Here is a 26,532-nt window from a genome sequence, read left to right as displayed (position 1 = left end):
GGCTACGATGGGCGACGACATGGCGCGCATCTACGACTGCTCAGTCGACACCGACCTCCTCACCGGCATGAGACTCGCCCGACAGGCGGTGGGCCGCGGCGAGGTCGTCGTCATCCCCACGGACACGGTCTACGGCATCGCCGCCGACGCCTTCAACCCCGAGGCCGTCCAGCGGCTGCTCGACGCGAAGGGCCGCGGGCGCGACGCCCCGCCGCCCGTGCTCATCCCCGGGCAGTCCACGCTCGACGCCCTCGCCGACTTCGTCCCCGACGTGGTCCGCCGCCTGGTGGACGAGTTCTGGCCGGGCGGCCTCACGGTGATCCTCGTGGCGCAGCCGTCGCTCGTCTGGGACCTCGGCGAGACGCGCGGCACCGTCGCGCTGCGCATGCCCGCGAACTCGTACGCCCTCGAGCTCCTCGCCGAGACGGGGCCGCTCGCGGTCTCCTCCGCGAACAAGACCGGCCAGCCCGCCGCCGCGACCGCCCAGGAGGCCGTCGACCAGCTCGGGGAGTCGGTCGACGTCTTCCTCGACGGCGGCGCCGCCGGGGGAGCCGCATCCACCATCGTCGACGCCTCGCGCGTCACCCAGGCCGGCGGCCGCGTCCGCATCGTGCGCGAGGGCGCCATCACGCGGGCGCAGATCCAGCAGCTCATCGGCGACGAGCTCGAGCCCGTCGTCGCGGCGCCCACGGAGCCGGAGCCGGAGGCCGAGGCCGCGCCCGTCCCCGACGCGCCCGAGGCCCCGCGCGGCACGGCGAGCGGCGCCGAGCGCGTCGACGGCTCCGCCGACCCGCACGAGGCGACCGCGGCACAGGAGGCGACCCCGGCCGCCGAGGCGACCCCGGCCGCCGAGGCGACGACCGACGCAGGCCCGACCTACCCCGAGTTCGTCGAGCCGGGCGAGCCCGCGCCCGCCGAGCCCGTGCCCGCCGACCCGGCCGCGCCCGAGCCCCCCGCGGATCCGCCCGCGCACCCCCGGTGACCTACTACGCCGCGATGGCGGTCGTCTCGGCGGTCATCACGCTCGTCCTGTCGATGGTCGTCATGAAGCTCGGCTACCGGTACCGGCTCTACCCGGCCATCCGCGCCCGGGACGTGCACACGCGCCCGACGCCCCGGCTCGGCGGCGTCGCGATGTTCGCGGGGATCCTGGTCGCGTTCGCCGTGGCATCGCAGGTCTCCTGGTTCAGCCTCGTCTTCGAGAGCCCCGGCCCGGTGTTCGCGATCCTCGGCGCCGCGCTCATGATCGTCGTCATCGGCGTCCTCGACGACATCTACGACCTCGACTGGATGATCAAGCTGGCCGGCCAGATCCTCGCCGCCGGCCTCCTCGCGTGGCAGGGCGTCGCGATCTCCTCGCTCCCCATCGGCGGCCTCACGGTCGGCTCCTCGCAGATGTCGATCATGCTGACGATCTTCGCGGTCGTCCTCGTGATGAACGCCGTCAACTTCATCGACGGCCTCGACGGCCTGGTGGCGGGCGTCGCGATCATCGCCAACGGCGCCTTCTTCCTCTACAGCTTCCTGCTCTCGGACACGGCCACCGGCCAGACCGAGCGCTTCAACCTGGCGTCCCTCATCAGCGCCATCCTCATCGGCGCGTGCCTCGGCTTCCTCCCGTTCAACTGGCACCCGGCGAAGCTCTTCATGGGCGACGCGGGCGCGCTGCTCGTCGGCCTCCTCATGGCCACGAGCGCCATCGCCGTCACGGGCGAGATCGACCCGAACCCGGAGACCTTCGGCCGCTCGCAGCTGCTGCCCGCGTTCCTGCCGATCCTCCTGCCGTTCGCGATCCTCATCGTGCCGCTCCTCGACTTCGCCCTGGCGGTCTTCCGGCGGCTGAAGGCCGGCAAGTCGCCCTTCAGCGCCGACCGCAAGCACCTGCACCACCGGCTGCTCGACATGGGCCACTCGCGGCTGCACGCGACGCTGATCTTCTACGCGTGGACGGGCGTGGTGTCCGTCGGCTGCCTGCTCATGTTCGTCGTGCAGCCGTACGCGTGGGGCGTCGCCTTCATCGCGGTCGGCATGGTCGCCTGCGCCGTCGTCACCCTCGCCCCGCTCAGCCGCCGCAAGCGCCTCGAGGCCGCCGCGCAGCTCGTGCCCGCCGACGCGGAGTCCGACGACGCGGCCACGTTCGACCCGCTCGACGAGGCCGGAGCCGATCGGCCGCTCGCGCGCCTCACGGAGTCCGAGCTCGAGACCGTGGAGCGCGAGCACGCCGAGCTCGCCACGGGAGGCATCGCGACCCGCCCCACCGACGCCCCGCATCCGGGGACAGCCAAGGAGACGACATGACCGACAGCCCGAGCGCCCCCGCCGAGGCGGAGCGCCCCGCGAAGAAGGACGTCTTCACGCGCATCCTCATCGGGGGAGCGGTGCTCGCCCTGGCCATCGCGGTCGTCGGCGGCGTCGTCGGCTTCGCGGTCGACGGCGGTCGGGGCCTCCTCAGCGCCGTCATCGGCAGCGCCCTCACGCTGTTCTTCCTCGGCCTGACCGCGGGGAGCATCGTGCTCACGAACCGCTTCCAGTCGTCGCCGATCTATCCCACCCTGTTCTTCGGGACGGTCCTCGGCGCCTGGCTGCTCAAGTTCGTCGTGTTCCTCGCCGCGCTGTTCCTCCTCAAGGAGCAGCCGTGGATCAACCTGGTCGTGCTCTACGTGACCATCGTGGTCGGCGTCGTGGGCGCTCTCGCGCTGGACATGATCGTGATCTCCCGTGCTCGCGTGGGCTACGTCAGCGACGTCCGCCTGCCCCACGACTGAGGCGACGAGGGCCCGTCCCCTGTCGGACGCGATTAGTCAGGGCACCCTCATTGTTGATAGTCTCTCTCGAGACGATTCCCGTCGGGCCGTGCCCAGATCCACCTCACGCCGGCGTCTTCTCACCCCATCCGTTCGTCGCCGCGAGAGCTCGCGCTCCACGCCCCGAAACAGGAGATAGCGCTGTTAGCCACCGCTGCACCCAGCATCATCACCCTCGCCGCTGAAGACTCGGGTGAGGGGTTCCACGCTCCCGACATCTCGGAGTTCTTCCCGCCGATCGCCTTCTTCGAGGGCACGGGCTTCGACCTCAACCGGATCATGATCATCCGGCTGCTGGTCATGGCGGTCCTCGTCGTGCTGTTCATCGTCGGCACCCGCCGGCTCGCGCTGGTCCCCGGCCGCGGACAGAACCTCCTGGAGATGGGCGTCGACTTCGTCCGCGTCAACATCGCGGAGGACATCCTCGGCAAGAAGGACGGCCGGCGCTTCCTGCCGATCATCATGACGATCTTCTTCCTCGTCCTCGGGATGAACCTCACGGGCGTGATCCCCTTCCTCAACATCGCCGGCACCTCGGTCATCGGCATGCCGTTGGTGCTCGCGCTCGTCGCGTACATCACCTTCATCTACGCCGGCATCAAGGACCGCGGAATCGGGTTCTTCAAGAACACGCTGTTCCCGCCCGGCGCCCCGTGGCCCATCTACATCCTGCTGACCCCGATCGAGTTCCTCTCGACGTTCATCATCCGGCCGGTCGCGCTGACCCTCCGACTGCTGATGAACATGGTCGTCGGCCACCTCCTCCTGGTCCTCTGCTTCTCGGCGACGTGGTTCTTCCTCGTCGAGTCCCAGGGCGCGCTGCGCTTCCTGGGCGCCGGGACGCTCGTGCTCGGCTTCGGCTTCACGCTCTTCGAGCTGCTGGTGACCGTGCTGCAGGCCTACATCTTCGCCCTCCTCACCGCCGTCTACATCCAGATGGCCGTGGCGGAGGAGCACTAAGCGATCTCGTCGACCAACGAGATCACCCAACCGGAAGGAAACCCCAGTGGACCCCATCATTCTCGCCGAGATCAACGGCAACATCGCGACCGTCGGCTACGGCCTCGCGGCGGTCGGCCCCGGCATCGGCGTCGGCATCGTCGCGGGCAAGACCGTCGAGGCCATGGCCCGCCAGCCCGAGATGGCCGGCAGCCTCCGCACCACGATGTTCCTGGGCATCGCGTTCACCGAGGCGCTCGCGCTCATCGGCATCGCGACGTTCTACATCTTCCAGTAAAGGACACCTAGATGCTCACGCCCCACAACGTGATGGCGGCCGAAGGCGAGAAGATGCCTCAGATCCTCATCCCCGAGATCTACGACATCGTCTGGTCGGCGCTGGTGTTCGTCGTCCTCCTCGTCGTCGTGTGGAAGCTCGTGCTCCCGCGGGTCTACACGATGCTCGATGCACGCACCGAGGCCATCGCCGGCGGCATCGAGAAGGCCGAGCGCGCGCAGGCGGAAGCCGACGCCGCGAAGGCCGAGCTCACCGCGCAGCTCGCCGAGGCACGCGTCGAGGCCGGCCGCATCCGCGAGCAGGCCCGCGCCGACGCCACGGCGATCGCCGCGGAGATCAAGGAGCAGGCCACGGCCGACGCCGCCCGGATCACCGCGAGCGCGCAGCAGCAGATCGAGGCGGAGCGCCAGCAGGCGGTCGTCTCGCTCCGCTCCGAGGTCGGGTCGCTCGCGATCGACCTCGCGTCGGGCGTCATCGGCCAGAGCCTCACGGACGACCAGCGCTCCACCGCGCTCGTCGACCGCTTCCTCGCCGACCTGGAGGCCAGCGAGGCCTCCGGCAGGACGGGATCCGCCAGCTGATGGGCAGTGCATCGCGCGCATCGCTCGACTCCGCACGCCGCGTCCTCGCGGAGCTCGGGGGCGTCGACCTGTCGACGGCAGGTCAGCTCCTCGGAGCCGGCCGTGCCATCGGCGGATCCACGCACCTGCTCTCCGCGCTGGCGGACACCGGCATCGCGCCGGAGGTCAAGCACAGCATCGTGGACCGGGTCTTCGGCGCCACCGTGCAGGAGCCGGCGCTCCGCGTCATCCGCGCGGTCGTCGACGGCCGCTGGTCGTCGCACGACGAGCTGCTGGCGGGCATCGAGGAGCTCGGCATCCGTGCCGTGGCGATCTCGGCGCCCGAGGGCACGCCCATCGAGTCCGAGCTGTTCACGTTCGGCCGCGCCGTGTCCACCGCCGACGGCCTCGAGCTGGCGTTCGGCGACAAGCTGGGCGACCCCGAGGCCAAGTCGACGCTCGTCCACCGTCTCCTCGACGGCCGGGCGTCGGAGCAGACGGTCGTGATCGTCGAGCAGCTCGTGCAGCAGCCCCGCGGCCGCCGCATCGGGGAGCTCGTCCGTCACGCGGCCAGCCTCGTGGCCGACCAGGCGGGACTGACCATCGCCACGGTCAGCGTCGCATCGCCCCTGTCGCCCGAGCAGTCGGAGCGGCTCGCGCAGGCACTGAGCCGTCGATACTCCCGGCGGATCGAGCTGAACCAGGTCGTGGACCGCGACCTCGTCGGCGGCCTCCGCGTCCAGATCGGCGACGACGTCATCGACGGCAGCGTCGCCACCAGGATCAACGATTTGAGACTCCAGTTCGCCTGACCGGCGGGCGTCACCTCGGGAGCCGTCCGCTCTCGTGAATGCAAAGGGAAAGAAGATGGCAGAACTTTCGATCAGCCCCGACGAGATCCGGGACGCGCTCAAGGACTTCGTGCAGTCCTACGAGCCCGGCAAGGCCTCGACCACCGAGGTCGGCTACGTGCTCGACGCGGGCGACGGAATCGCCCACGTGCAGGGCCTGCCCGGCGTCATGGCCAACGAGCTCATCACGTTCGCCGACGGGACCCTGGGCCTCGCCCAGAACCTCGAGGAGAGCGAGATCGGCGTCATCGTGCTCGGCGAGTTCGCCGGCATCGAGGAGGGCATGGAGGTGCGCCGCACCGGCGAGGTGCTCTCCGTCCCCGTCGGCGACGGCTACCTCGGCCGCGTCGTGGACCCGCTGGGCAACCCCATCGACGGCCAGGGCGAGATCGCGACGGAGGGCCGCCGCGCCCTCGAGCTCCAGGCGCCCGGCGTCATGCAGCGCAAGAGCGTGCACGAGCCCATGCAGACCGGCATCAAGGCCATCGACGCCATGATCCCGATCGGCCGCGGCCAGCGCCAGCTCATCATCGGCGACCGCCAGACCGGCAAGACGGCCATCGCGATCGACACGATCATCAACCAGAAGGCCAACTGGGAGTCCGGCGACACGAACAAGCAGGTGCGCTGCATCTACGTCGCCATCGGCCAGAAGGGCTCCACCATCGCCTCGGTGAAGGGCGCCCTCGAGGAGGCCGGCGCCATGGAGTACACGACCATCGTCGCGTCCCCCGCGTCCGACCCCGCCGGCTTCAAGTACCTCGCGCCCTACACGGGCTCGGCCATCGGCCAGCACTGGATGTACGGCGGCAAGCACGTCCTCATCATCTTCGACGACCTGTCCAAGCAGGCCGAGGCCTACCGCGCCGTCTCGCTGCTCCTGCGCCGTCCGCCGGGACGCGAGGCGTACCCCGGTGACGTGTTCTACCTGCACTCCCGCCTGCTCGAGCGCTGCGCCAAGCTCTCGGACGAGCTGGGCGCCGGATCGATGACGGGCCTGCCCATCATCGAGACGAAGGCGAACGACGTCTCGGCGTACATCCCCACCAACGTGATCTCGATCACCGACGGCCAGATCTTCCTCCAGTCGGACCTGTTCAACGCGAACCAGCGTCCCGCGGTGGACGTCGGCATCTCGGTGTCCCGCGTCGGCGGCGACGCCCAGGTGAAGAGCATCAAGAAGGTCTCCGGCACGCTCAAGCTCGAGCTCGCGCAGTACCGCTCGCTCGAGGCGTTCGCGATCTTCGCGTCCGACCTCGACGCGGCCAGCCGTCGCCAGCTCGCCCGCGGCGCGCGCCTCACCGAGCTGCTCAAGCAGCCCCAGTACTCGCCGTTCCCCATCGAGGAGCAGGTCGTCTCGATCTGGGCGGGCACGAAGGGCAAGCTCGACGAGGTGCCCGTCGAGGACATCCTCCGCTTCGAGCGGGAGCTGCTCGACCACCTCCACCGCAACACCGAGGTGCTGTCGCAGCTCAAGGAGAAGAACGTCCTCACCGACGACATCGTCGACGCGATGGACAAGGCCGTGGACGCGTTCAAGCTCGAGTTCCAGACGGGCGAGGGCAAGCAGCTCGCCTCCGTGGGCACTGAGAAGTTCGAGCCCGCCAAGGCCGAGGACGTCAACCAGGAGCAGATCGTCAAGGGCAAGCGCTGACGCGCTCGCCCCACCGATCCGCCACCGACCGAGACCGATAGGGAGACTCATGGGAGCGCAACTCCGGGTCTACACGCAGAAGATCAAGTCCGCGCAGACGACGAAGAAGATCACCCGCGCGATGGAGCTGATCTCCGCGTCGCGCATCCAGAAGGCGCAGCAGCGGATGGCGGCATCCGCGCCGTACTCCCGCGCCGTCACGCGCGCGGTCTCGGCGGTGGCGACGTTCTCCAACGTCGACCACATCCTCACGACCGAGCCCGAGAAGGTGGAGCGGGCGGCGATCGTCATCTTCGCCTCCGACCGCGGCCTCGCCGGCGCGTTCAGCTCCAGTGTCCTGAAGGAGTCGGAGCAGCTGGCCGAGCTCCTCCGCTCGCAGGGCAAGGAGATCGTCTACTACCTGGTGGGCCGCAAGGCCGTCGGGTACTTCAAGTTCCGCAAGCGGGACTCGGAGCGCATCTGGACCGGCAGCACCGAGAAGCCCGAGTTCGAGACGGCGAAGTCGATCGGCGACGCGCTCGTGGAGAAGTTCGTCACGCCGGCGTCCGAGGGCGGGGTGGACGAGATCCACATCGTCTTCAACCGCTTCGTGTCGATCGCGACGCAGAAGCCCGAGGTCGTCCGGCTGCTGCCGCTCGAGGTCGTCGAGGGGGTGGAGGCACCCGGCGAGGGCGCCGTCCTGCCGCTCTACGAGTTCGAGCCCGAGGTGGGAGACGTGCTCGACGCGCTGCTGCCCGTCTACATCGAGAGCCGCATCTTCAACGCGATGCTCCAGTCGGCGGCGTCCGAGCACGCCGCGCGTCAGAAGGCCATGAAGTCGGCGAGCGACAACGCCGACAAGCTCGTGACCACCTACACGCGGCTGCGGAACAACGCGCGCCAGACCGAGATCACGCAGCAGATCTCCGAGATCGTCGGCGGCGCGGACGCGCTCGCCTCCAGCAAGTAACACTCCTGCTCCACGAATGAAGAAGAGAGACATCAATGACTGACACCGCCACTCGGCCGGTCGCCAGCGACAGCGTGGCCGGCGTCGGACGCATCGTCCGCGTCACCGGCCCGGTCGTGGACATCGAGTTCCCGCACGACTCGATCCCCCCGGTCTACAACGCCCTCAAGACCACGATCACCATCGGCGAGGAGTCGACGGAGATCACGCTCGAGATCGCGCTGCACCTCGGCGACGACGTCGTGCGCGCCATCGCCCTCAAGCCCACGGACGGCCTCGTCCGCGGCCAGGAGGTGCGCGACACGGGCGCCGCCATCTCGGTGCCCGTCGGCGACATCACCAAGGGCAAGGTCTTCAACGTCACCGGCGACATCCTCAACAACGAGGGTGGCGAGCCGATCGAGATCACCGAGCGCTGGCCCATCCACCGCAAGCCCCCGATGTTCGACCAGCTCGAGTCCAAGACGCAGCTGTTCGAGACCGGCATCAAGGTCATCGACCTCCTCACCCCGTACGTGCAGGGCGGCAAGATCGGCCTGTTCGGCGGCGCGGGCGTCGGCAAGACCGTCCTCATCCAGGAGATGATCCAGCGCGTCGCGCAGGACCACGGCGGCGTGTCCGTGTTCGCCGGCGTCGGCGAGCGCACCCGCGAGGGCAACGACCTCATCATGGAGATGGAGGAGGCCGGCGTCTTCGACAAGACCGCGTTGGTCTTCGGCCAGATGGACGAGCCGCCGGGAACGCGTCTGCGCGTGGCCCTGTCCGCGCTCACGATGGCGGAGTACTTCCGCGACGTGAAGAACCAGGACGTGCTGCTCTTCATCGACAACATCTTCCGCTTCACGCAGGCCGGCTCCGAGGTCTCGACGCTGCTCGGCCGCATGCCGTCCGCGGTGGGCTACCAGCCGAACCTCGCGGACGAGATGGGCGTGCTCCAGGAGCGCATCACGTCGACCCGCGGCCACAGCATCACGTCGCTGCAGGCCATCTACGTCCCCGCGGACGACTACACCGACCCGGCACCGGCCACCACGTTCGCGCACCTCGACGCGACCACGGAGCTCAGCCGCGAGATCGCGTCGCGCGGTCTCTACCCGGCCGTCGACCCGCTGACGTCCACCAGCCGCATCCTCGACCCGCGGTACCTGGGCCAGGCGCACTACGACACGGCCACCCGCGTCAAGGCGATCCTGCAGAAGAACAAGGAGCTGCAGGAGATCATCGCGATCCTCGGCGTCGACGAGCTCTCCGAGGAGGACAAGGTCACGGTGTCGCGTGCCCGCCGCATCCAGCAGTTCCTCTCGCAGAACACGTACATGGCGAAGAAGTTCACGGGTGTCGAGGGCTCGACCGTCCCGCTGAAGAACACCATCGAGTCGTTCTCGAAGATCGCCGACGGCGACTACGACCACGTCGCCGAGCAGGCGTTCTTCAACGTCGGCGACCTCGACGACGTCGAGCGCCGCTGGTCCGAGATCCAGAAGGAGAACGGCTGACATGGCCCGCGCTGATCTCACGGTGACCGTGGTCTCGGCCGACCAGCAGGTCTGGTCCGGCCAGGCCTCCATGGTCGTCGCGCGCACCAGCGAGGGCGAGATCGGCATCCTGGCCGGTCACGAGCCCCTGCTGGCGATCCTCGCGACCGGCAACGTCCGCATCACGCAGGACGGCGGCGCCGTGATCACGGCCGATGCCGACGAGGGCTTCCTCTCGGTGGAGAACGACAACGTCACCGTGGTCGCGCGCAAGGCCGCACTGGTCGCGTAGCATCACGTCGGTCCGACGGCGGGCGGTCCCTTCGGGGGCCGTCCGCCGTCGTGCGTCCGCCTGCGCGCTTGCGCTCGTCCGTCCTGTCCGGCCCCCGTCCTGTCCTTTCCCGGTCACCCGATCCCGGAGGTCCCGTGCTCGTCCTGCTGCCCCCGTCCGAGACGAAGCGCGACGGCGGGACGGAGGGATCGCGTCTCGATCTCGGCCTCCTCGCGTTCCCGGAGCTGACGGGGGAACGCCGCACGGTCGTGCGGGCCGTCGCGGACCTCGCCCGGGATCCCGACGCCGCCGCACGCGCCCTCAAGCTCGGTCCGCGCCAGTCGGCCGAGGTGGAGCGGAACCGCCTGCTCGAGTCCTCGCCGACCATGCCGGCGCTCCGCCGCTACACGGGCGTGCTCTACGACCCGATCGGCGCCGACTCCCTGGACGCGGCGCAGATCGCGTTCGCCGGTCGTCACGTCGCCGTGCACTCCGCGCTCCTCGGACCCGTCCGGGCGACCGACCCGATCCCCGCCTACCGGCTCTCGCACGACAGCCGCCTGCCGGGCCTGAAGATGAAGGCGCACTGGGCCTCCTCGGTGCGCCGGGTGCTCGAGGGGATCCCCGGCCTCGTCCTCGACCTGCGTTCCGAGGGGTACGCGGCCCTCGGGCCGCGACCGGGCCACGCGGACTCCGCCGTGGTGCGCGTGGTCGCCCGCGGCGCCGACGGCACCGTGCGCGCGCTCAACCACTTCAACAAGAAGGCGAAGGGCGAGCTCGTGCGGGCGCTGATCCTCGCCGGGCGCGACCTCGGATCCGTGGAGGAGCTCCTGGACTGGGCCGACGACGCGGGCATCGAGTTGACGCGCGGAGGCGCCGGCGAGCTCGTCCTGGTCGCCGCACCGCACTGACGCAGGCGCAGGCGCCGACGGCGGGTCAGGCGGCCCGATGGCAGCCGACGACGTGGTCGTCGACGAGCCCCGATGACTGCATGAGCGCGTACACGGTGGTGGGGCCCACGAAGCGGAGGCCGCGCGCCTTCAGCTCCCGGCTGAGCGCGGTGGACTCCGGCGTGACGGCGGGGATCTCGTCGGCCGTGGTCGGCCGGGGGCGGACCCGGGGATCCGAGGCGTGCGCCCAGACCAGGCGGTCGAGCGCTCCCTCCCCGTGCTCGTCCAGGAGGGCCCGCACGGCGCGCGCGTTGCCGGCGGCCGCCAGGATCTTGGCGCGGTTGCGGATGATGCCGGCGTCGCCCATGAGCCGCTCGACGTCGTCCTCGTCCATGGCGGCGACGGCGTCGACGTCGAAGCCGTGGAAGACCTCGCGGAAGCGCGGGCGCTTGCGGAGGATGGTGATCCAGGACAGCCCCGCCTGGAACCCCTCGAGGCACAGCTTCTCGAACAGCGGACGGTCGCCGTGCAGCGGGCGGCCCCACTCCTCGTCGTGGTACCTGCGGTACTCCGGGTCGGCCGCGGACCAGGCGCAGCGCGCGAGGCCGTCCTCGCCGCGCACGAGGGAGGGCCGCGTCACGACAGCACCGAGCCCTCGAGCGCGAGCAGGCGGACCTTGGTGGCGACCCCGTCGCCCGCGCTGAAGCCCGTGACCCGCCCGTCGGAGCCGAGCACGCGATGGCAGGGGATGAGGATGCAGAGCCGGTTCGCCCCGACGGCGCCGCCGACCGCGCGCGCTCCACCCGGACGACCCGCCGCGTGCGCGAGGGTGCCGTACGTGGTGACGCCGCCGTGGGGCACGCGGCTGAGCGCCTCCCAGACCGCGACCTGGAACGGCGTCCCCGTGAGCCGCACCGGGACGTCGAACGACGTGCGGCGACCGGCGAAGTGCTCGTCCAGCTGCCGTGCGGCCTCGGCGAGCACGGGGCTCGGACGGTCGTCCAGGTGGTCGAGTGGCAGGGCGCCCGCGGTCGCGATCGAGAGGGAGACGACCCGGTCGCCCTCGGCCACGAGCTCCAGGCGGCCGACGGGGGACGCCATCCGCAGGAGCGCGGCGCCGGCGGGCAGGAGGCCCGGGGCGGGCGGGAGCGGACGCGTCGGATGGGCCTCGGGCCCAGGGGATCCGGGGCGCCGATGCGGGGACGGGTGAGCGGGTCGACGCGCGAGAGCGGCAGCGGGAGCGGGAGCGGAGACGGGGATCATGCGGCGAAGGTACGACGGGTCGTGGGGAGCGGCCCTGCGGCGTCCCGGTCAGGGGAGGGCCCGTGCGGGGCGCGGCCGGGGGAGGAGGCGGAGGAGCGCGCCGCCGTCACCGGGAGCGCCCGTGCCCGTCCTGGGTGTGGACCTTGAGGTACACGAACGTCTCCGTGCTCACGACGCCGTCCAGTGCGCGGATCCGCGCGTTGAGCAGCTCCACGAGCTCCTCGTCGTCCTCGCAGACCACCTCCGCGAGGAGGTCGAACGTGCCCGCCGTCATCACCACGTAGTCGACCGCGGGGATGGCCGCGAGGGCGTCCGCGACCACGCGCACGTCCCCGCTCACGGTGACGCCGATCATCGCCTGCCGGGTGAGCCCCAGCTGCTGAGGGTCGGTGAGCGCGACGATGCGGATCACGCCGGCGTCGGTGAGCTTCTGCACGCGCTGCCGGACGGCGGCCTCGCTGAGGCCCACCGCCTTGCCGATCTCGGCGTACGACCGGCGCCCGTCCTCCCGCAGCTGGTCCACGATGGAGCGGGAGATCGCGTCGACGGGGAGCCCGCGGGCGGAGGGGCGCTGCGGCGTGCTCATCGTCCGAGCATGGCAGTCCGGCGGGGACCGGGCAACCGGATCCGCGGCGACCGTCCACCCCGACGGTCCGGATGCCCCTCCACGACCCGCGGCGGGCCCGCTGTCCGACGGACCGCGCACCCCTCGGCCCGGGCGCGCCCGCGCGATAGGATCGCCGTCAGCGCGTCCGGCCGCCCGAGGCCCGGCGCCGACCGCCCGACCGGGCGCCGACCCTCGATGGAGCCGATGACGTGAGCGAGGGCTCCCACCGTTCCTCCCCCGCCGGCCCGGGATCGGCCGGCATCGCGGTCGTGACGCCCCACGCCGTCGTCCTCCTGCCCGCGGGCGCGCCCAGGCGGGTCGTGGAGGACCTCTGGCGCGCGGTCGCGGATCCGGCCGTCACGGCGGAGGCGCTCGTCGGCGCCCTGCCGCTGCGGGGCCCCGACGAGGTCGCGTCCTTCGCCGTGATCGTGCACGAGGCCACCGGGACGCGGGGCGCCCGCCTCCAAGTCGTGCTGCGGGGCGATGCCGTCGTGGACGCCGACGTCGACGGGGTCGGGGATCCCCGCCGGGTCGACGCGCGGCAGGCCCAGCCCTTCTACCTCGCCACCCTCGACCGGGTGCGGGCGTACCGGGCCGGGCGCGCCGACGCCGGCCACGACACGGCCGCGACGCCGGCGGACGGCCTTCCGCTCCGGGCGGGCGTCGTCGCCGCCGACGCCGTGGGATGGCGCCTCGACCACGCGGCGCCCGTGGACCCGGCACTCGTCGCCACCGTCCTCGACGGGCCGGACGGCGCGGGGGCCCCGCAGGGCGAGGACGACGGTCCCCGTCATGCGCCGACGCCGGCGGATCCGCGCGGAGCCGACGCCGCCCGCGCCGGTTCGGCCGGCGTGCCCACCGTCGCCATGCCGGCCATGCCGTCCGCGGTCGAGGACGATGCCGCCCCGCGCGTCGTCCACGCGTTCCGCGTCCTGCGCGACGGCACGCCGCACGTGGACGCGGACGCCCCCGAGCGTATCCCGCTCGACGCCCCCGCCATCGTCGGGCGCCGACCCCGGCCGCCGCGTGTCGTCCGGGGCCTCGCGCCGCGGCTCGTGGCCGTGCCGTCCCCGCTCGGCGAGATCTCCGGCACGCACCTCGGGCTCCGGCAGGAATCGGGCGTCGTCGTGGTCAGCGACCTCGACTCCACGAACGGCACCGCCGTGCTCGCGCCCGGGGCCGAGCGCCTCGTGCTCCGACCCGGGGAGTCGCTCGTGGTCGTGCCCGGCACGCGCATCGACATCGGCGACGGCGTCGTCCTCGAGATCCTGTCCGCCCGATGACCGCCATCGGAGCGGACGTCCCGGAGACCTCCCTCGCCCTGCCCGACGGCCGGACGCTCGTGCTCGGCTGGGCGTCCATGACGGACCGCGGCCTCCGCCGCGACCACAACGAGGACAGCGTGCTGGCGGCCGTCCCGTACTTCGCCGTCGCGGACGGCATGGGGGGGCACGCCGCGGGCGACGTGGCCAGCGACGCCGTCATCCGCCGCCTCGCCGAGGAGCGGGAGCGCGCCGAGTCCGGGTTCGCGGATCCCGAGGGCCTGGAGCCGGCCCTCGACCTGGCCGTCGACGACATCCGGGAGGAGACGGGCGACCTCGAGCTCCACGCGGGCACGACCGTCACGGGCGCGTGCCTCACCCTGGTGTCCGACCGCCCGTACTGGGCGGTCTTCAACGTCGGCGACTCGCGCGTCTACCAGCTCCGCGGCGACGTGCTCGAGCAGGTCACCGTCGACCACTCCGTCGTGCAGGAGATGGTGGACGCGGGCCGCATCACGCGCGCGCAGGCCGACCGGCACCCGGACGGCAACATCATCACGCGCGCCGTCGGCGTCGGCGACGCCGCCGAGGCGGACTACTGGCTGCTGCCCGTGACCGCGCGCCTGCGGCTGCTGGTCTGCTCCGACGGGCTGACGAAGGAGCTGTCCGACGCCGAGATCCGCGGGCACATGCTGCGCGCCGACGACGCGGCCACCGCCGTGCGCGACCTCGTGGTGCACGCGCTGGAGAACGGCGGGCGCGACAACGTGACGGCGATCGTGGTCGACGTGCTGCGGATCGATCCGCCCGCCGCCGCATCGGAGACCCCGCGTCGGTTCGGCCTCCGCCGCTGACCGGGACGGCGCCCGCCGGCGCCTCCGGAGCGGACGGAGCGGACTGCGCGGCCCGCGCTACGCGTGCAGCGCGTCGTTGAGGATCGACCCGCCGCCCTGCCGCGGCACCGCCTCGACGGCGCCCGTGAGCGAGTTGCGGCGGAACAGGATCCCGGGCCGGCCGGACAGCTCGACGGCCTTCACCTGCGGCACGGTCCCGTCCGCGCGGGGCGCCTCGCCCGCGAGCCGCACCTTGGTGCCGGCCGTCACGTAGAGGCCAGCCTCGACGACGCTGTCGTCGCCGATGGAGATGCCCACGCCCGAGTTCGCGCCGAGGAGCGCCCGCGCGCCGATCTCGACGCGCTGCGTGCCGCCGCCCGAGAGCGTGCCCATGATGGACGCGCCGCCGCCCACGTCCGAGCCGTCGCCGACGACGACGCCCTGCGTGATCCGGCCCTCGACCATCGAGGAGCCGAGCGTGCCGGCGTTGAAGTTGACGAAGCCCTCGTGCATGACCGTCGTGCCGGGCGCGAGGTGGGCGCCGAGCCGCACGCGCGAGGCGTCGGCGATGCGCACGCGGTCGGGCGTGACGTAGTCGAGCAGGCGCGGGAACTTGTCCACGCCGTGCGCGGCGATGCCGGCCCGCTGGAGCGACGGACGCAGCCGGTCGAAGTCGTCGGGGTGCACGGGCCCCGCGTTGGTCCAGACGACGATGGGGAGCTGCGCGAAGATCCCCTCGAGGGAGATCGTGTTCGGCGCCACGAGCAGGTGGCTGAGCAGGTGCAGCCGCAGGTACGCGTCGGGGGTCGTCGCGGGAGGCGCCTGCAGGTCGATCTCGACCGTCACGATGTCGACCGTCACGCCACGGCGCGGGTCGGCCACCGCGAGCTCCTCGATCCAGGCCGGCGCGATCCAGCGGTCGCGGCCGGCCGGCAGGGATCCGAGCTCGGGGGCGGGGAACCAGGTGTCGAGCACGGTGCCGTCGGAGGCGACGGTCGCGAGCCCGTAGCCCCAGGCGGATCCGGTGACGGGCGCGGTGGACGGAGGCGAAGCGGGGGAGGCCATGCGGCCAGCGTACCGATCGCCGACGGCCGTCCCGGGTCCTCCCCAGGACCGCGCCCCGGCGCCGACCTAGGATGTTCCGCATGCCGACCGACACGCCTCCCGTGCCCGAGCTCGACCTCGCCGCGGGGAGCGTGGAGGTCACCCGCGCCATCTGCGACATCGAGTCGGTCTCCGGCGACGAGGGCACCCTCGCGGACGCCATCGAGCGGGCGCTCGCCGGCTGCGCGCACCTCGAGCTGGAGCGCGACGGCGACGCGATCGTCGCCCGCACGGACCTCGGCCGCGACCGCCGCGTGGTCATCGCCGGCCACATCGACACCGTGCCCCTCAACCGCAACCTGCCGACGCGCACCGAGCACGAGGACGGCGTCGAGTACCTCTGGGGCCGCGGCACGGTCGACATGAAGGCGGGCGTCGCCGTGCAGCTCGTGCTGGCCGCCGAGCTCGTCGATCCCGCGTACGACATCACCTGGATCTGGTACGACCACGAGGAGGTCTCCGACAGCCTCAACGGGCTCGGCCGCCTCGCCCGCACCCGCCCGGAGCTGCTCGAGGGCGACTTCGCGATCCTCGGCGAGCCGACGCGGGCCGAGATCGAGGGCGGCTGCAACGGCAACCTGCGCGTCGAGGTCCGGGCCTTCGGGAAGCGCTCGCACTCGGCCCGCTCCTGGGTGGGCGAGAACGCCATCCACCGCATCGCCCCCGTGCTCGACACCCTCGCCGCGTACGAGGCGCGCGAGGTGGAGGTCGACGGCCTCGTCTACCGCGAGGGCCTCAACGCCGTCGGGGTCTCCGGCGGCATCGCGGGCAACGTCATCCCCGACGAGGCCATGGTCCACGTCAACTACCGCTTCGCCCCCAGCCGGTCCGGCGCCGAGGCCGTGGAGCACGTCACGAGCCTGTTCCCCGGATTCGAGGTGACGGTCGTCGACCTCGCGGAGGGCGCGCGCCCCGGCCTCGACGCCGAGATCGCGCAGCCCTTCCTCGCGGCGGTGGGCGGGGAGGCGCGCCCCAAGTACGGCTGGACCGACGTCGCCCGATTCAGCGCGCTGGGCATCCCCGCCGTGAACTACGGCCCGGGGGATCCGCTCCTCGCCCACCACGACGACGAGCGCGTCGACGTCGACCAGATCACCTCGTGCGAGCGCGGGCTGCGGGCGTGGCTGACGGCGCGCTGACGCCGTCCTCGCGCCCGCCCTCGGACGAGGCCGCACCGCCGTCCGTCGCGCACGGACCGGGCGCCGACGCCGCACCGCGCGCGTCGGCGTCCCCGACGTCGGGGCAGAGCGCACCGTGGTGGTCGCGGGGCCCGTGGTGGATCCGCGTGCTGGCGGTCTACGCGGTGAGCCGCCTCCTGACCACGGCGCTCATGCTCCTCGCCGCGCGCACCCAGATCGCCTCGCCCTGGGGCCCCGCCTTGCCGTCGCTCCTGCAGTACGCGACCTTCTGGGACACCGGCTGGTACCGCACGATCCTCCAGCGCGGCTACCCGTCCGTGCTGCCGGTGGACGCGGCGGGCCACGTGCAGCAGAACGCCTGGGCGTTCATGCCGGTGTACCCGGCCGTCATCCGCGCGGCGGAGGTCGTCACGGGCGCGTCGTTCGAGGTCGCCGCCGTCGGCGTCTCCGTCATCGCGGGCGCAGGCGCCGTCCTCGTGCTGCACCGCCTGCTGTGCCGCGTGCTGCCGCCGTCCGCGGCCATGACGGCCGTCGTCATCGCGTGCGTCGCGCCGCTCTCCCCGCTGTTCCAGGTCGGCTACGCGGAGTCCCTCGCGACGCTCCTGCTCCTCACGGCCCTGCTGCTCCTCGTCGACCGCCGCTACGGCGCGCTCGCGATCGTCGCCGTGCTGCTCGCGTTCACCCGACCGCTCGGCGTCGCCGTGGCGCTCGCGCTCGTGCTGCACGGGATCCACCGGCTCGCCACCGCGCGCCGGGACCCGTTCCCGGGGCCAGAGAGGGCGGGCGTCCTCGTCGCCGTGCTCGCCGCCGGCGGCGCCGCCCTGGCCTGGCCCCTGATCGCCGCCGCGCGCACGGGCTCCCTCACCGCCTACACGGACACGGAGCTCTCCTGGCGGGCGGGCTACACGGGCTACCGCCCGCTCGTGCCGTTCGAGGGGTGGTTCGACGGCGCCCGGTTCTGGATCGGCGGGGTGCCGGGCGTGCTGGCCGTGCTCCTCGTGGTGGCGGGGTTCGCGGGCATGCTCCTGCTCCCCGCCGTCCGGGCGCTCGGCCCGGACCTCCGGATCTGGATCGCGGCGTACGGCCTGTACCTCTTCGCGGTGTTCTTCCCGCAGTCCAGCCTGTTCCGCCTGCTCCTGCCGATGCTGCCGCTCGCGGGGGCCCTGGCGCTGCCGCGTTCGCGGGTCTACCGGGTCGCGCTGATGCTGCTCCTGGTCGCGGGGCAGTGGCTGTGGATCGACGGGCTCTGGCGGATGACGCCCGCCGACTGGACGCCGCCGTGACGCGGGGAGCCGGTCGTCCGCGCCCCCGCAGCGCCCGGACGGGGGCGCCCGGGGCGTAGCACGGAGCCGCGCGTTCATCGGGGGGCGTATCCATGCGGGATAATGGAGGCACATCCACGAAAGGGGAGCCGAATGGCAGCCATGAAGCCCAGGACCGGCGACGGACCGATGGAGGCCGTGAAGGAGGGCAGGCTCATCATCGTGCGCGTGCCCTTGGAGGGTGGCGGCCGTCTGGTCGTCTCCGTCAACGACGCCGAAGCGAAGGAGCTTCACGACGCCCTCGCCGCGGTCACCAGCGCGAGCTAGTCGGAACGCGCATCACGCGACATCGCCCGCCCCGTCGTCGACGGGGCGGGCGATGCTGTGTCCGGGCTGCGGCCCGGACGGCTCAGCGCCCGGTCTTGGCGATCTGCAGCAGGCCGTCGCCCGCGGGCGAGAGCGACGCGACCACCGCGCCCGAGCCCGCCGTCTCCTGCACGAGCGTCCGGAACGCGGCCGTCTGCGCATCCCGCGCCGCCGGGTTCTGCACGCGGCCACGCCAGAGGGCGTGCGGCACGAGCACCAGCCCACCCGTGCGCGCGAGGCGCAGGCCGTGCTCGACGTACTCGATGACCTGGGCCGCATCCGCGTCGACCAGCACGAGGTCGTAGCTCGCGTCGCTCATGCGGGGCAGCACGTCGAGCGCGCGTCCCGTGATGAGGCGCACGCGGTTGGCGGGCACCTCGGCGTCCGCGAGGATCTCGCGCGCGGCCTGCTGGTGGTCGAACTCGACGTCGATGCTCGTGAGCACCGCGCGCGGCGCGCCGCGGAAGATGCACAGGCCCGAGACGCCCGCGCCCGTGCCGATCTCGATGACGCTGGTGGCGCGCGTGGCCGCGGCGAGGAGCGACAGCTGCGCGCCGACGGCGGGGGAGACGGCCTCGATGCCCAGCTCGCGGGAGTGCTGGCGCGCCAGCGCGATGTGCTCGTCCTCGACGACGACGTCCTCGGCGAACTTCCACCCGGTCTCCTGGTCGGACACGCGGCACCTCCCTCTTCCGGGTCCCCAGGGTATCGGCCCGGCGGCGGGCGCCCGACCGGGCGGTGTCCGGTGGGGATCCGATGCGCCCCGTCCGCTGACCGGATGCTGCGGGCGGGCGGAGATCGCGGATCGACCGACTAGCCTGTGATCATGTTCGGCCTGACGTTCGAGAAGCTGATGCTCATCGGCATCATCGCCGTGTTCCTGCTCGGCCCCGAGCGGCTGCCGGGGTACACCCAGAAGCTCGCGGACCTGGTGAAGGCCGCGCGACGCATGGCCACCGGTGCGCGGGAGCGCATGCGCGACGAGCTGGGTCCGGAGTTCGACGAGGTCGACTGGAAGAAGCTCGACCCGCGCCAGTACGACCCGCGCCGCATCATCAAGGAGGCGCTGTTCGACGACGAGCCGGTCGTGACGAAGCCGCGCGTCCCCGTCGAGACCACGATCGCCCGCCGGCAACGGCTGGAGCGCGAGGCGGCGGCCGCATCCGCCCAGCCCGCGCCCTTCGACGCCGAGGCCACCTGACGCGCGTCGCCCGATCGCACCTCCTCAGCCGTTCCCGCTGAACCGCGCGTCCACCGCCTTCGCCTCCTCGCGGAGCGCGTCGACGACGGCCCGCACCGACGGCCGCTCCGCGCGATCCGGGCGCAGGAGCACGTGCAGGTGCCGCTTCGACGCGACGCCTGACAGGCGCTTGACCACGACGCCGTCGTGCCCGTCGGCCGTGTAGCGCGGCAGCAGCGCGATGCCGTGCCCGGAGGCGACGAGCGCCTCCGTGATGCGCGTGTCGCTGAGGCGCTGCACCACGCGCGCCGGTGCGCCCACGGCCTGCTCGATGTCGAGGAGGATCCGGTCGAACGGCAGGCCCTGCGGCACCCCGATCCACGGTTCGCCGCTGAGGTCGGCGGGGCTGACCGACGCCCGACCGGCGAGGCGGTGGTCCGACGGCATCGCGACGTCCAGCGGCTCCACCATGAGCGGCACGATCACGAGTCCGAGCCCGCGCCAGGTGCCCGCGCCCGCGAGGGAGTGGGCGATGACGACGTCGAAGTCCGCGGTGAGGTCGGCGAAGGCGCGCGAGGCCGGATCCCGGTCGCTCGCCCGCAGCGTGAGGTCCGGGATCGCGGCCACCCGGTCGAGCAGGCCGGGCAGCAGCATCCGGGCGGCGGTGGGGAACGTGGCGAGCGTGACCTCTCCCGACGGCTGGTGCCGGAAGTCCTCCCAGAGGGCCTCCGCGCGGGCGACGGCGACGGCGATGTCGGTCGCCGTCCGGGCGAGGGCACGGCCCGCGTCGGTCAGCACGACGCCGCGCCCGGAACGCTCGGTGAGCGGCACGCCCGCCTCGCGCTGGAGCACCTTGAGCTGCTGGGAGACGGCCGACGGGGTGCGGCCGGCGGCGCGCGCGACGGCGCCCACGCTGCCGCGGTCGGCCAGCTCGCGGAGGAGCTCGAGGCGTCGGATGTCCATGTAGGCAGGCTACACAGCCAGGCAAGGACAATGAGCTTGTCCTGAACGGTCGGCGATGTTCCCATGGAGGTGCGGCGGAATGCGTCGCCATCCGCCATCCGCCATCCGCCTTCCCGCAGGAGCACCACCATGACCGTCTTCCTCATCGCCGTCGCCGCCCTCTCCGTCTCCGCCATCGCCGGCACCGTCGTCGTCACCGCGCGTGACGGCTACCGCGCCATGCCGACGCGCACGCACCGCAGCCACGTGTAGGCAGCACGCGCACCACGCACGAGGAGGACGGCGGCCCGCGGGCTGCCGTCCTCCTCGTGCGTCACGGGGTCGTCGTCCGTCCCCGGGATGCTGTCGCGCCTAGGAGACGGAGAGCCCCAGTCGCCGCCCAGCGAGGCCCCGGCCGCGCGTGGACAGGTGGTCCGCGACGCGCAGGATCTGCACGGCGGCCGGATCCTCCGGCGCGGCCAGCACGAGCGGCGCCCCCGTGTCGCCGCCCTCGCGGAGCGCGAGGCTGAGGGGCACGCTCGCGAGCAGCGGCACGGGCGCGTCCTGCCCGCTGGACAGCCGGCGCGCGACCTCCGCGCCGCCGCCCGCGCCGAAGAGCTCGAGCACGGATCCGTCCGGCTGGACGAACCCGGCCATGTTCTCGACCACGCCTGCCACGCGCTGGCCCGTCTGCCGCGCGACGAGTCCGCTGCGCTCGGCGACGTCGGCGGCGGCCGGCTGCGGCGTGGTGACGACGAGCACCTCGGCGTGGGGGAGGAGCTGCCCGACGGTGATGGCCACGTCGCCCGTGCCGGGCGGCAGGTCGAGCAGCAGCACGTCGAGGTCGCCGAAGAAGACGTCCGTGAGGAACTGCTGGATCGTCCGGTGCAGCATCGGCCCGCGCCAGGAGACCGCCGTGCCCCCGGTGGCGTCCGGATCCAGGAACATGCCGATGGAGATCACCTTCACGCCGTGCGCGACGGGCGGCAGGATCATGTCGCCGACGCGCGTGGGCTGGGCCGTGCGTCCGTGCGCGTCGACGAGCCCGAGGATCCCCGGGATCGAGAAGCCGTGCACGTCCGCGTCGACGAGGCCCACCGCGAGGCCCTTCGCCGCGAGAGCGACCGCCAGGTTGGCCGTGAGCGTGCTCTTGCCGACGCCGCCCTTGCCGCTCGTGACGGCGTACACGCGCGTGAGGCTGTCCGGTCCGAAGGGGATGCCCCGCTGCGCCGCGGGACCGCGGAGCCGTTCGGTGAGCGCGCGGCGCCGCTCGGGGCTCATCACGCCGACCGTGAGCTCGAGCCGCGCGACCCCGGGGACGGACTCGACGGCCTCCCGCACGTCGCGCTCGATGGAGGTCGCGGCCGGGCAGCCGACGATGGTCAGCGCGATGTCCACGTGCGCCACGCCGGCGTCGGCGATCCGGACGTCGGAGACCATGTCGAGCTCCGTGATCGGGCGGCGGATCTCGGGATCCACCACGCGCGCGAGCGCCCGTCGGACGTCGTCCTCCGTCAGCGGCCCGAGGCCCGCGGACTCAGCGGCCATGCGTCCTGCGGGTACCGGCGCCTGCGCCCTCGGCGTCGTCCGCGTCGGGGTCGTCGCGGCGGTCGAGCTCCTCGAGGAGCTGGCGGAGCTCGGCGCGGATGAAGTCCTTCGAGGCGACGTCCTTCATCTGCAGGCGGAGCGACACGACCTCGCGGGCGAGGTACTCGACGTCGGCCACGTTGCGCTCGGCACGCTGCCGGTCCTGCTCGATCTGCACCCGGTCGCGGTCGTCCTGGCGGTTCTGCGCGAGCAGGATGAGCGGCGCGGCGTACGAGGCCTGCAGCGACAGGATCAGCGTGAGCGCCGTGAAGCCGAGCGCCGCCGAGTCGAAGCGCGCGCCCTCGGGCCCGTAGGTGTTGTAGCCGATCCACGCGACGCAGAAGAGCGTGAGGCCCACGAGGAACCACGGCGTGCCCATGCCGCGGGCGATGGACTCGGTGAAGCGGCCGAACCGGTCGCGGCTCGCGCGGTTGCGCATCGGGAGGACGCTCGCGCGCAGGCCCTTGGGCGCGTCCAGGCGGACGTCGCGGTTACTCTGCCGTGCCACGGGGGATCCTCCGTCCTCGTACGGGTCCTGCGGTGGGGATGGCGGCGGTGGCCGTGCCGTGGAAGCGGGCGGTCGCGCGCTTGCGGGTCTCGCGCTCCGCGTCGGCGCTGCGCCAGTCGTCCGGGAGCAGGTGGTCGAGCACGTCGTCGATGGTGACGACGCCGACCAGGCGGTGGTTCTCGTCCACCACGGGCACGGAGACGAGGTTGTAGCTCGCCATGATGCGGGACACCTCGGCCGCGCTCGTGTCCGCGCGCACCGGTTCGAGGCCCTGGTCGAGCAGCGTGCCGAGGCGCTCGTGCGGCGGGTAGCGCAGCATCCGCTGGAAGTGCACCATGCCGAGGAAGCGGCCCGTGGGCGGCTCGTACGGCGGGAGCGTGACGCAGACGGCGGCGCCGAGCGTGGGCGCGAGCTCGTGCCGGCGGATGAGCGCGAGGCCCTCGGCGACGGTGGCGTCGCCCGAGACGATGACGGGATCCGTGGTCATGAGGCCGCCCGCGGTGTCGGGCGCGTAGCTGAGGAGCATGCGGACGTCGTCCGCCTCCTCCGGCTGCATGAGCTCGAGGAGGGTCTCGCCGCGCTCGTCCGACAGCTGCGCGATGAGGTCGGCCGCGTCGTCCGGCTGCATCTGGTCGAGCACGTCGGCCGCGCGGTCGTCGTCGAGCGTGGCCATGATCTCGACCTGCTCGGCCTCGGGCATCTCCTCGAGCACGTCGGCGAGCCGCGCGTCCGGAAGCTCCTCCGCGACCTCGAGGCGACGCGCCTGGGGCAGGTCGAGGAGGGTGTTGGCGAGGTCGGCGGGCAGCAGGTCGGAGTACGCGGCGAGGAACTGCGACGCGGACTGGGCGACGCCGTCGTCCTGGAGCTCCGCCACCTCCTCCCACGTGGCGAAGATGGTGGCGCCCTTCGCGAAGGGGGAGGGGCTCGTGCGGGGACGGCGGCAGAAGAGCTGCGAGACCTCCCACTCCGCCTGGCCGGACTCCTCGATGGCGACGTCCTCGATGACGGCGGTGCCGGATCCGTCGCGCATGCTGACGCGACGCCCGAGGATCTCGGCGATGACGCGCACCTCGCCGCCGCGCTGCTCGAACCGGCGCAGGTTGATGAGGCCCGTGGTGATGATCTGCCCCGAGCCGATGCTCGTGACGCGGCCGATGGAGAGGAACACGCGGCGCTTGCCGGGGATCTCGACGATGAGGCCGACGACGCGCGGCGGATCGTCCTTGCGGTAGACGACGAGCACGTCGCGGACGCGTCCGACGCGGTCTCCTGCGGGGTCGAACACGCTGCACCCGGCGAGCCGGGCGACGAAGACTCGGGAGGCGCTCACAGAGTCAATCTAGTCGCTCGCCCAGCGCCCGCCCGGCACCGGCGTGGAACACTGGACAGGTGACCAACCCCTTCCTCGGACGCCCCTCCCGTGCCCGCATGCCGAAGCTCCCGAAGGGGGAGCCGGTCGCCACCTACGAGACCTACGACGAGGCGCAGAAGGCCGTCGTCACGCTCGCGGAGGCCGACTTCCCGGTGACCCAGGTGAGCATCGTGGGCAACGAGCTGACGAGCGTCGAGCGGGTCACGGGCAAGCTCACCTCCGCCCGCGCGGCGGTCGCGGGAGCGGCGAGCGGCGCCTGGCTCGGGCTCTTCCTCGGCCTCGTGACGTTCCTGTTCTCGCCGGTCCCGAACATCTCGTTCGTCGTCGGCGCCGTCATCATCGGCGTCGGCTTCGGCGCCATCTACGGCATCGTCAGCTACAGCGTCACGCGCCGCCGTCGCGACTTCACCTCGGTGATGCAGGTCACCGCCACGAGCTACTCCGTGGTCGTCGAGCCCGACTCGATGCACCGCGCGCGCAACGTGCTCGGCATCGGGGGAGCCGGCACGTCGGTCTACGGCGAGCCCGTGGTCACCACGCCGGCGCCCGCCGCGGCGCCGGTCTCGGGTCCCGCGGGTCCCTACGGGGAGCGCCTGCCCGAGCCGGGCGGATCCGACGCCCCCGAGCCGACCGCGCCGCCGACCTCGACCGATCGGCCCGTCGGCGAGCAGGGCGCCCCCGGGGCCTGAGCCCGCGCGCCCGCCCGCCGCAGGGCGGCTAGGCCCGCCCGGCCATCCACGCCTCGACCTCGTCGGCCGTGCGCGGGATGCCCGCGGACAGGTTCTCGGCGCCGTCGCGCGTCACGAGGATGTCGTCCTCGATGCGGACGCCGATGCCGCGGAAGCGCTGCGGCACCGTGAGGTCGTCGGGCTGGAAGTACAGGCCCGGCTCGATGGTGAAGACCATGCCGGCCTCGACGATGCCGTCGATGTACATGTCGCGGCGCGCCTGCGCGCAGTCGTGCACGTCGAGGCCGAGGTGGTGGCTCGTGCCGTGCACCATGTAGCGGCGGTGGTGCTGGTTGTCGGCCTCGAGCGCCTCCTCCGCCGTGACCGGGAGCATGCCCCAGTCGGCGGCCTTCCGGGCGATGACCTGCATCGCGGCGGCGTGCACCTCGCGGAAGCGGATCCCCGGGCGCACGATCGCGAGGGCGGCGTCGGCCGCCTCGCGCACGGCCTCGTAGACCTCGCGCTGCACGTCGGTGAACGTGCCCGAGACGGGGAGCGTGCGGGTGATGTCGGCCGTGTAGTAGCTGTCGAGCTCGACCCCGGCGTCGATGAGGATCAGGTCGCCGGGGAGCACGCGGCCGTCGTTGCGGGTCCAGTGCAGGATGCAGGCGTGGGGGCCGGACGCCGCGATCGTGTCGTAGCCGACCGCGTTGCCGTCGGCCCGGGCGCGGGCGTTGAAGACGCCCTCGACGACGCGCTCGCCGCGTGCGTGCGCGATCACGGCGGGCATGTCGGAGATGACGTCGGAGAAGCCGCGGCCCGTGGTGTCCACGGCCTCCCGCATCTGGGCGATCTCGTAGTCGTCCTTGACGAGGCGGAGCTCGGACACGTCGCGCGCGAGGAGGGCGTCGCCGTCGGCGGGGTCGGCCTGCTCGTCGTCGGCTGCGGCGTCCGCGGCGGCGCGGGCAGCGTCCACGCGCGCGGCGAGGGCGGCGTCGGCCTCGCGGATCACGCGCACGGGACCCCCGGCGGCGAGGGCGGCGTCGACGTCGGCGAGGGGCGCGGTGGCGAGCCCCAGGTCGGCCGCGACCTGGCGGAGCGAGGGGCGCGGGCCGATCCAGAACTCGCCGATCTCGGCGTTGGCGTAGAACTCGTCGCTGTCGCGGCCGGCGCGCTCGCGGAAGTAGAGGGTGGCCTCGTGCGCGGAGCCGTCGGCGGCGGATCCCTCGGCCACGGGCTCGAGCACGAGCACGGCGCCGGGCTCGCTGTCGGCGCCCCAGCCGGTGAGGTGCGCGAAGGCGGAGTGGGCGCGGAACGGGTGGTCGGTGTCGTTGCTCCGCTGCCGGAGGCGGCCCGCGGGGATCACGAGGCGCGTGCCGACGTGGAGGGCGGAGAGGCGCCGGCGGCGGTCGGCGGCGTAGGGCGCTTGCTCCCGGGCCCGCGGGTCGACCTCCTCGCGGTCGGCCCAGTTCGTGGAGACGAAGTCGCTGAACGCGGTGCTCGCGGGCGTGGTGCTGCGGTTGGAGGTGGCGCGCGGGACGGGGGCGTCTCCGGATCCGGGCGCGGACGTCACGGGGGCCGCGGTCTCGGTCGTCGCCAGGAGCGCGGCCGGGTCGGCGGCGCTCTTGGCGGGGGCTGTCTCGGACGCGGTGTCGGTGTTCTCGGCCATCCGACGATCATCCCACCTGCGCGCGCCGCCGAGGAGGGACGCCAGGGTCAGCGCCGGGGTGCGAGTCGCGCGATGCCCT

At 72.8% G+C, this 26,532-nt stretch carries 30 protein-coding genes; 20 read left to right on the top strand and 10 right to left on the bottom strand.

Translation table 11 applies throughout. The features are described 5' to 3' along the window. Window positions 1-19: 19 nt before the first annotated feature. The 12 genes from ITJ44_RS03515 (at window position 20) to yaaA (ending at window position 10,712) form a co-directional block, all read left to right on the top strand. On the top strand, window positions 20-982 hold the full coding sequence (locus tag ITJ44_RS03515; protein WP_194633364.1) for an L-threonylcarbamoyladenylate synthase: 963 nt from the start codon (window positions 20-22) through the stop codon (window positions 980-982). After that, entirely contained in the window at window positions 979-2,298 is a 1,320-nt protein-coding gene (locus tag ITJ44_RS03510; protein ID WP_194633363.1) for an MraY family glycosyltransferase, read from the top strand. The genes ITJ44_RS03515 and ITJ44_RS03510 overlap by 4 nt, the downstream gene beginning before the upstream one ends. Next, window positions 2,295-2,765, top strand: coding sequence for a hypothetical protein (locus ITJ44_RS03505; protein WP_194633362.1), 471 nt, complete (start codon window positions 2,295-2,297; stop codon window positions 2,763-2,765). The genes ITJ44_RS03510 and ITJ44_RS03505 overlap by 4 nt, the downstream gene beginning before the upstream one ends. Window positions 2,766-2,939: 174 nt before the next feature. Beyond that, complete coding sequence (atpB, locus tag ITJ44_RS03500; protein ID WP_370551640.1) at window positions 2,940-3,764, top strand: F0F1 ATP synthase subunit A; 825 nt, start codon at window positions 2,940-2,942, stop codon at window positions 3,762-3,764. Window positions 3,765-3,810: 46 nt separating this feature from the next. Then, window positions 3,811-4,041: an ATP synthase F0 subunit C gene (locus tag ITJ44_RS03495; protein ID WP_194633361.1), complete on the top strand. Its 231-nt coding sequence runs from the start codon at window positions 3,811-3,813 to the stop codon at window positions 4,039-4,041. 11 nt (window positions 4,042-4,052) lie between these two features. After that, window positions 4,053-4,622, top strand: a complete 570-nt coding sequence (locus tag ITJ44_RS03490; protein ID WP_194633360.1) for a F0F1 ATP synthase subunit B — start codon at window positions 4,053-4,055, stop codon at window positions 4,620-4,622. Next, on the top strand, window positions 4,622-5,413 hold the full coding sequence (locus ITJ44_RS03485; protein ID WP_194633359.1) for a F0F1 ATP synthase subunit delta: 792 nt from the start codon (window positions 4,622-4,624) through the stop codon (window positions 5,411-5,413). The genes ITJ44_RS03490 and ITJ44_RS03485 overlap by 1 nt, the downstream gene beginning before the upstream one ends. Window positions 5,414-5,468: 55 nt before the next feature. Beyond that, on the top strand, window positions 5,469-7,106 hold the full coding sequence (atpA, locus tag ITJ44_RS03480; RefSeq protein WP_194633358.1) for a F0F1 ATP synthase subunit alpha: 1,638 nt from the start codon (window positions 5,469-5,471) through the stop codon (window positions 7,104-7,106). 49 nt (window positions 7,107-7,155) lie between these two features. Further along, window positions 7,156-8,055, top strand: coding sequence for a F0F1 ATP synthase subunit gamma (locus tag ITJ44_RS03475; RefSeq protein ID WP_104236113.1), 900 nt, complete (start codon window positions 7,156-7,158; stop codon window positions 8,053-8,055). Between the two features lie 35 nt (window positions 8,056-8,090). Next, complete coding sequence (gene atpD / locus ITJ44_RS03470; RefSeq protein ID WP_194633357.1) at window positions 8,091-9,551, top strand: F0F1 ATP synthase subunit beta; 1,461 nt, start codon at window positions 8,091-8,093, stop codon at window positions 9,549-9,551. 1 nt (window position 9,552) lies between these two features. Next, the gene (locus ITJ44_RS03465; protein ID WP_012037856.1) at window positions 9,553-9,822 is read left to right on the top strand and encodes a F0F1 ATP synthase subunit epsilon; all 270 of its coding nucleotides are present in this window, start codon (window positions 9,553-9,555) and stop codon (window positions 9,820-9,822) included. A gap of 134 nt (window positions 9,823-9,956) precedes the next feature. After that, window positions 9,957-10,712 (top strand): peroxide stress protein YaaA, encoded by a 756-nt coding sequence (yaaA, locus tag ITJ44_RS03460; protein WP_194633356.1) that lies wholly within the window; start codon window positions 9,957-9,959, stop codon window positions 10,710-10,712. Between the two features lie 25 nt (window positions 10,713-10,737). Here yaaA and ITJ44_RS03455 read toward each other — a convergent pair whose 3' ends face one another. The 3 genes from ITJ44_RS03455 to ITJ44_RS03445 all read right to left on the bottom strand — a co-directional run bounded on the left by ITJ44_RS03455 (window position 10,738) and on the right by ITJ44_RS03445 (window position 12,540). Next, window positions 10,738-11,331 carry a DNA-3-methyladenine glycosylase I gene (locus ITJ44_RS03455; RefSeq protein ID WP_194633355.1) on the bottom strand — a complete coding sequence of 198 codons (594 nt, stop codon included), beginning with the start codon at window positions 11,329-11,331 and terminating at the stop codon, window positions 10,738-10,740. Beyond that, complete coding sequence (locus ITJ44_RS03450; protein ID WP_194633354.1) at window positions 11,328-11,954, bottom strand: methylated-DNA--[protein]-cysteine S-methyltransferase; 627 nt, start codon at window positions 11,952-11,954, stop codon at window positions 11,328-11,330. Before ITJ44_RS03450 ends, ITJ44_RS03455 begins: the two co-directional genes overlap by 4 nt. A 106-nt stretch (window positions 11,955-12,060) precedes the next feature. Then, window positions 12,061-12,540, bottom strand: a complete 480-nt coding sequence (locus ITJ44_RS03445) for an Lrp/AsnC family transcriptional regulator (protein WP_194633353.1) — start codon at window positions 12,538-12,540, stop codon at window positions 12,061-12,063. Window positions 12,541-12,770: 230 nt separating this feature from the next. On the opposite strand from ITJ44_RS03445, the gene ITJ44_RS03440 reads away from it, so the two are divergent. Next, complete coding sequence (locus ITJ44_RS03440; RefSeq protein ID WP_194633352.1) at window positions 12,771-13,844, top strand: FHA domain-containing protein; 1,074 nt, start codon at window positions 12,771-12,773, stop codon at window positions 13,842-13,844. Then, window positions 13,841-14,677 carry a PP2C family serine/threonine-protein phosphatase gene (locus tag ITJ44_RS03435; RefSeq protein ID WP_194633351.1) on the top strand — a complete coding sequence of 279 codons (837 nt, stop codon included), beginning with the start codon at window positions 13,841-13,843 and terminating at the stop codon, window positions 14,675-14,677. The genes ITJ44_RS03440 and ITJ44_RS03435 overlap by 4 nt, the downstream gene beginning before the upstream one ends. 57 nt (window positions 14,678-14,734) lie before the next feature. Here the strand turns inward: ITJ44_RS03435 and dapD are convergent, their stop codons facing one another. Then, window positions 14,735-15,721: a 2,3,4,5-tetrahydropyridine-2,6-dicarboxylate N-succinyltransferase gene (gene dapD / locus ITJ44_RS03430; protein ID WP_194633350.1), complete on the bottom strand. Its 987-nt coding sequence runs from the start codon at window positions 15,719-15,721 to the stop codon at window positions 14,735-14,737. An 80-nt stretch (window positions 15,722-15,801) separates the two neighbouring features. Here dapD and dapE point away from each other — a divergent pair, with 80 nt between their 5' ends. From dapE to ITJ44_RS03415, 3 genes are all read left to right on the top strand, one after another. Next, window positions 15,802-16,899 carry a succinyl-diaminopimelate desuccinylase gene (dapE, locus tag ITJ44_RS03425; RefSeq protein WP_194633349.1) on the top strand — a complete coding sequence of 366 codons (1,098 nt, stop codon included), beginning with the start codon at window positions 15,802-15,804 and terminating at the stop codon, window positions 16,897-16,899. A gap of 146 nt (window positions 16,900-17,045) precedes the next feature. Further along, window positions 17,046-18,182: a hypothetical protein gene (locus ITJ44_RS03420; RefSeq protein WP_370551611.1), complete on the top strand. Its 1,137-nt coding sequence runs from the start codon at window positions 17,046-17,048 to the stop codon at window positions 18,180-18,182. Between the two features lie 132 nt (window positions 18,183-18,314). Next, window positions 18,315-18,488, top strand: coding sequence for a DUF3117 domain-containing protein (locus tag ITJ44_RS03415; RefSeq protein ID WP_012037866.1), 174 nt, complete (start codon window positions 18,315-18,317; stop codon window positions 18,486-18,488). An 82-nt stretch (window positions 18,489-18,570) separates the two neighbouring features. Here ITJ44_RS03415 and ITJ44_RS03410 read toward each other — a convergent pair whose 3' ends face one another. Then, window positions 18,571-19,203: an O-methyltransferase gene (locus ITJ44_RS03410; protein WP_086513678.1), complete on the bottom strand. Its 633-nt coding sequence runs from the start codon at window positions 19,201-19,203 to the stop codon at window positions 18,571-18,573. Between the two features lie 150 nt (window positions 19,204-19,353). Between ITJ44_RS03410 and ITJ44_RS03405 the strand changes: the two genes are divergently transcribed. Next, window positions 19,354-19,728, top strand: a complete 375-nt coding sequence (locus tag ITJ44_RS03405; protein WP_194633348.1) for a Sec-independent protein translocase TatB — start codon at window positions 19,354-19,356, stop codon at window positions 19,726-19,728. Window positions 19,729-19,752: 24 nt separating this feature from the next. Here ITJ44_RS03405 and ITJ44_RS03400 read toward each other — a convergent pair whose 3' ends face one another. Further along, a complete protein-coding gene (locus tag ITJ44_RS03400) occupies window positions 19,753-20,670 on the bottom strand; it encodes a LysR family transcriptional regulator (RefSeq protein WP_194633347.1) in 918 nt (305 codons plus the stop codon). Between the two features lie 129 nt (window positions 20,671-20,799). On the opposite strand from ITJ44_RS03400, the gene ITJ44_RS15990 reads away from it, so the two are divergent. Continuing rightward, a complete protein-coding gene (locus ITJ44_RS15990) occupies window positions 20,800-20,922 on the top strand; it encodes a hypothetical protein (RefSeq protein ID WP_255524360.1) in 123 nt (40 codons plus the stop codon). A 99-nt stretch (window positions 20,923-21,021) separates the two neighbouring features. Here the strand turns inward: ITJ44_RS15990 and ITJ44_RS03390 are convergent, their stop codons facing one another. From ITJ44_RS03390 to ITJ44_RS03380, 3 genes are read right to left on the bottom strand one after another with little or no spacing between them, the layout of a single operon-like run. After that, the gene (locus tag ITJ44_RS03390) at window positions 21,022-22,197 is read right to left on the bottom strand and encodes an Mrp/NBP35 family ATP-binding protein (protein ID WP_194633345.1); all 1,176 of its coding nucleotides are present in this window, start codon (window positions 22,195-22,197) and stop codon (window positions 21,022-21,024) included. Then, window positions 22,187-22,744, bottom strand: a complete 558-nt coding sequence (locus ITJ44_RS03385; protein WP_194633344.1) for a DUF1003 domain-containing protein — start codon at window positions 22,742-22,744, stop codon at window positions 22,187-22,189. Before ITJ44_RS03385 ends, ITJ44_RS03390 begins: the two co-directional genes overlap by 11 nt. Beyond that, the gene (locus tag ITJ44_RS03380) at window positions 22,728-24,074 is read right to left on the bottom strand and encodes a magnesium transporter MgtE N-terminal domain-containing protein (RefSeq protein WP_045527244.1); all 1,347 of its coding nucleotides are present in this window, start codon (window positions 24,072-24,074) and stop codon (window positions 22,728-22,730) included. The genes ITJ44_RS03385 and ITJ44_RS03380 overlap by 17 nt, the downstream gene beginning before the upstream one ends. A gap of 59 nt (window positions 24,075-24,133) precedes the next feature. On the opposite strand from ITJ44_RS03380, the gene ITJ44_RS03375 reads away from it, so the two are divergent. Continuing rightward, window positions 24,134-24,805: a general stress protein gene (locus tag ITJ44_RS03375; RefSeq protein WP_194633343.1), complete on the top strand. Its 672-nt coding sequence runs from the start codon at window positions 24,134-24,136 to the stop codon at window positions 24,803-24,805. Window positions 24,806-24,833: 28 nt separating this feature from the next. On the opposite strand, the gene ITJ44_RS03370 is transcribed toward ITJ44_RS03375, so the two are convergent. Then, window positions 24,834-26,453 carry an aminopeptidase P family protein gene (locus ITJ44_RS03370; protein WP_194633342.1) on the bottom strand — a complete coding sequence of 540 codons (1,620 nt, stop codon included), beginning with the start codon at window positions 26,451-26,453 and terminating at the stop codon, window positions 24,834-24,836. Window positions 26,454-26,532 lie beyond the last annotated feature (79 nt).

The organism is Clavibacter sp. VKM Ac-2873, from assembly GCF_015351075.1.
Classification (GTDB): Bacteria; Actinomycetota; Actinomycetes; order Actinomycetales; family Microbacteriaceae; genus Clavibacter.
The sequence above is the reverse complement of the archived record's forward strand: the minus strand, read 5'-3'. Positions and strand labels throughout refer to the sequence as shown.

What these genes read in the sequence shown, in the direction of transcription:
- dapD (WP_194633350.1), bottom strand. Translation starts at nt 15,721, where the DNA reads ATGGCCTCCCCCGCTTCGCCTCCGTCCACCGCGCCCGTCACCGGATCC.
- ITJ44_RS15990 (WP_255524360.1), top strand. Translation starts at nt 20,800, where the DNA reads ATGACCGTCTTCCTCATCGCCGTCGCCGCCCTCTCCGTCTCCGCCATC.
- atpA (WP_194633358.1), top strand. Translation starts at nt 5,469, where the DNA reads ATGGCAGAACTTTCGATCAGCCCCGACGAGATCCGGGACGCGCTCAAG.
- ITJ44_RS03370 (WP_194633342.1), bottom strand. Translation starts at nt 26,453, where the DNA reads ATGGCCGAGAACACCGACACCGCGTCCGAGACAGCCCCCGCCAAGAGC.
- ITJ44_RS03435 (WP_194633351.1), top strand. Translation starts at nt 13,841, where the DNA reads ATGACCGCCATCGGAGCGGACGTCCCGGAGACCTCCCTCGCCCTGCCC.
- ITJ44_RS03415 (WP_012037866.1), top strand. Translation starts at nt 18,315, where the DNA reads ATGGCAGCCATGAAGCCCAGGACCGGCGACGGACCGATGGAGGCCGTG.
- atpD (WP_194633357.1), top strand. Translation starts at nt 8,091, where the DNA reads ATGACTGACACCGCCACTCGGCCGGTCGCCAGCGACAGCGTGGCCGGC.
- ITJ44_RS03515 (WP_194633364.1), top strand. Translation starts at nt 20, where the DNA reads ATGGCGCGCATCTACGACTGCTCAGTCGACACCGACCTCCTCACCGGC.
- ITJ44_RS03475 (WP_104236113.1), top strand. Translation starts at nt 7,156, where the DNA reads ATGGGAGCGCAACTCCGGGTCTACACGCAGAAGATCAAGTCCGCGCAG.
- dapE (WP_194633349.1), top strand. Translation starts at nt 15,802, where the DNA reads ATGCCGACCGACACGCCTCCCGTGCCCGAGCTCGACCTCGCCGCGGGG.
- ITJ44_RS03505 (WP_194633362.1), top strand. Translation starts at nt 2,295, where the DNA reads ATGACCGACAGCCCGAGCGCCCCCGCCGAGGCGGAGCGCCCCGCGAAG.
- ITJ44_RS03450 (WP_194633354.1), bottom strand. Translation starts at nt 11,954, where the DNA reads ATGATCCCCGTCTCCGCTCCCGCTCCCGCTGCCGCTCTCGCGCGTCGA.
- ITJ44_RS03400 (WP_194633347.1), bottom strand. Translation starts at nt 20,670, where the DNA reads ATGGACATCCGACGCCTCGAGCTCCTCCGCGAGCTGGCCGACCGCGGC.
- ITJ44_RS03465 (WP_012037856.1), top strand. Translation starts at nt 9,553, where the DNA reads ATGGCCCGCGCTGATCTCACGGTGACCGTGGTCTCGGCCGACCAGCAG.
- ITJ44_RS03490 (WP_194633360.1), top strand. Translation starts at nt 4,053, where the DNA reads ATGCTCACGCCCCACAACGTGATGGCGGCCGAAGGCGAGAAGATGCCT.
- ITJ44_RS03445 (WP_194633353.1), bottom strand. Translation starts at nt 12,540, where the DNA reads ATGAGCACGCCGCAGCGCCCCTCCGCCCGCGGGCTCCCCGTCGACGCG.
- ITJ44_RS03485 (WP_194633359.1), top strand. Translation starts at nt 4,622, where the DNA reads ATGGGCAGTGCATCGCGCGCATCGCTCGACTCCGCACGCCGCGTCCTC.
- ITJ44_RS03390 (WP_194633345.1), bottom strand. Translation starts at nt 22,197, where the DNA reads ATGGCCGCTGAGTCCGCGGGCCTCGGGCCGCTGACGGAGGACGACGTC.
- ITJ44_RS03405 (WP_194633348.1), top strand. Translation starts at nt 19,354, where the DNA reads ATGTTCGGCCTGACGTTCGAGAAGCTGATGCTCATCGGCATCATCGCC.